The sequence below is a fragment of the Synechococcus sp. R6-10 genome, assembly GCF_047461815.1.
Classification (GTDB): domain Bacteria; phylum Cyanobacteriota; class Cyanobacteriia; order Thermostichales; family Thermostichaceae; genus Thermostichus.
In genome coordinates this window covers 1-2,169 of the sequence record NZ_JANSHW010000533.1, presented here as the reverse complement: position 1 = coordinate 2,169, position 2,169 = coordinate 1, and the positions used below count along the sequence as shown (strand labels likewise).

General features: G+C 58.9%; 3 protein-coding genes. 2 read left to right on the top strand and 1 reads right to left on the bottom strand.

The window, feature by feature from the left end; genetic code table 11:
• The coding region (locus NW837_RS13370; RefSeq protein WP_414332117.1) for an FHA domain-containing protein at positions 1 to 583 on the bottom strand (583 nt) is incomplete at its 3' end.
• Between the two features lie 431 nt (positions 584 to 1,014).
• Here NW837_RS13370 and NW837_RS13365 point away from each other — a divergent pair.
• Both NW837_RS13365 and NW837_RS13360 read left to right on the top strand, forming a co-directional pair.
• A complete protein-coding gene (locus NW837_RS13365; RefSeq protein WP_414332116.1) occupies positions 1,015 to 1,446 on the top strand; it encodes a DUF3119 family protein in 432 nt (143 codons plus the stop codon).
• On the top strand, positions 1,443 to 2,169 hold a 727-nt coding region (locus NW837_RS13360; protein ID WP_414332115.1), incomplete at its 3' end, for a polyphenol oxidase family protein. The genes NW837_RS13365 and NW837_RS13360, both read left to right, overlap by 4 nt.

The window sequence follows — 2,169 nt, the reverse complement described above, 5'->3', positions numbered from 1 at the left end:
CCCCAGCCCAGTGCCCCCAGCGGTCGTTGATTTGCTTAAACCCATCCAAATCCAGATAGAGCACGTGGAGGGGAATGCGATGGCGAAGGGCAAAGGGGATCTCCAGCTCCAGTTGCTTCAGGAAAAAACGTCGGTTATGCAAGCCGGTCAGCGGGTCGTGGAGGGCGGCAGTGGCCATTTGCAAAAAGAAGGCTTCTTCTGCCGCGTCGTAGTAGGCAAACTTGAGGGTGCTGGCCCCCACTTGAATGTAATCTCCATCCTTCAGGAGAACGCGGCTGACGCGCTCGCCGTTAACATATGTGCCGTTGAGGCTCTCCAGGTCGGTGAGGACATAACCTTCATCTTCTCTCTCCAGCCGACAGTGCTGCCGGGAGACGGCGTGATCCAAGAGCTGAATGTCCGCGCGGTGGCTGCGCCCCAAAACCCCACCCCTTGCCAAGGGAAACGTCATGCCCACATTGGCGCCGCTGAGCACCGTTAGAAAGGCCCCAACCGGCCCGGCCTGGGATCCGCGCCCGTAGACTTCTGAGGGAATCTGAGTGGTTGGCTCCTCTGGCATCAGAGAGAGAGGATCGATAGGCATGGAGAGACCCAACGGGTTGTGCAGGTTAGCAGTAAGCACTCGTTATATCCGTATTATGCCGGTTTTCCCAAGGGCGCATTTGGGTAGATGGGGGTCGTCTTGCCGGTTCTGATCTGTAAACCTGCGGAACTCTGGAGTTTATCGTATACCATCGCACGCGGTGAGGCCCTCAGTTGAGAGCTACGCGAGGATTCCATCCCGCCTGCGCGGTTGTATCGGCCAGCTGTGGGAAGAAGCTCAATGGCAAACCCCAATTTCCCCAGGATCCCAAGTATTTTTCGGGATAACTCAAAAAACGGGTTCGGTTTGCCCCTCGTTCCCTGATTTCGAGAAGAGGCTCTCTCCTCTATGTCCTACAGATCCTCTGACTTCTGAAGAGTCGCCGAGGCGGCCTAGAATGGGTCTGGGATCCCCGAGAGGAGAAATGGGCCATGATTAGACCCAATTCTGCCCATCTATTGACCCCGGATTTTCGCCTCAGCCTGTCGGTGTTGGCTTTGGCGGTGCCGCTGTTCTGGCTTTCGTTTTGGGCGGGGCTAGGGGTGGGCCTGTTTGGCCTGTTTTTGATGGTGCAGACCTCTCTGATCGGTCTGGCCTTTACCAGAACGGCGCTGCAGGTCTACAGCGGCTCCAGGCGCATCCGCGAGTTCCCCTACAGCGAGTGGCAGGATTGGCAAATTTTCTGGCCGCCGCTGCCGGTGTTGTTCTTTTTCCGAGAAACCCGAAGCATTCATTTTTTGCCGATGCTGTTTAACCCTGCCGAGCTAAAGATGTGTTTGGAAGAGCGGGTGGGTCATCTCCACGCCCAACATCGGTCTCAAGGATCCCCGCCGATTGCTGGTCCGGGTAGCTCCCGCCGATGAGTGGCTCCGCCTTGTGGGTTTGGCAGCAGGCAGAGAGATGGCGCTGGCTGGAGTGTCAGCTTTTGGCGGAGTGGCCTCACGCTTTTGGCTCTCGCCAAGGTCATCCCCATCCCCCGTCTCAGTTGGCCGCTCGGCTGCAACTGCCCCCTGAACAGGCCGCGTGGGGCCATCAGGTGCATGGCTGCAACTGGGTTTGGGCAGATGGGATCACCGAAACCTTTGGACACAAACGAGAGCAGGACTGCTCTGCTGGTCAAGGGATCCCTACCCGCTCTCAGGCAGATGCGGTCATTGCCCGCCGCCAAGGAGATTCTGCCTGGGTCTGCACCGCTGACTGTGTGCCGATTTTGGTGGCCAGCCAAGAATGGGTGGCAGCCATTCACGCCGGGTGGAGAGGCACTGCTGCGGGGATCTTGTCCAAGGTGCTGCAGGAGTTTTTACAGGCGGGGATCCCTGCTGCTGGGATCCGCGTGGCCATCGGGCCCTCTATTTCGGGGTCAGTCTATCAGGTGTCAGAAGCGGTGGCGGAGCTGGTGCTGAACAGTTTACCCCCGGGGCTGGATGCCCGCGCCGCCCTGTTGCCCGATCCTCTGCCTGGCAAGGTTCGCCTGGATCTGCGCTGGGTCAACGGTGCCCAAGCCCAAGCCCAAGGGATCCCCCCTGAACACATTGCCGTCAGCCCCCATTGCACCCTCAGCCAACCCCAAGATTTCTTTTCCTACC

Coding starts and splice junctions, on each gene's coding strand:
- NW837_RS13365 (WP_414332116.1), top strand. CDS start 1,015: ATGATTAGACCCAATTCTGCCCATCTATTGACCCCGGATTTTCGCCTC.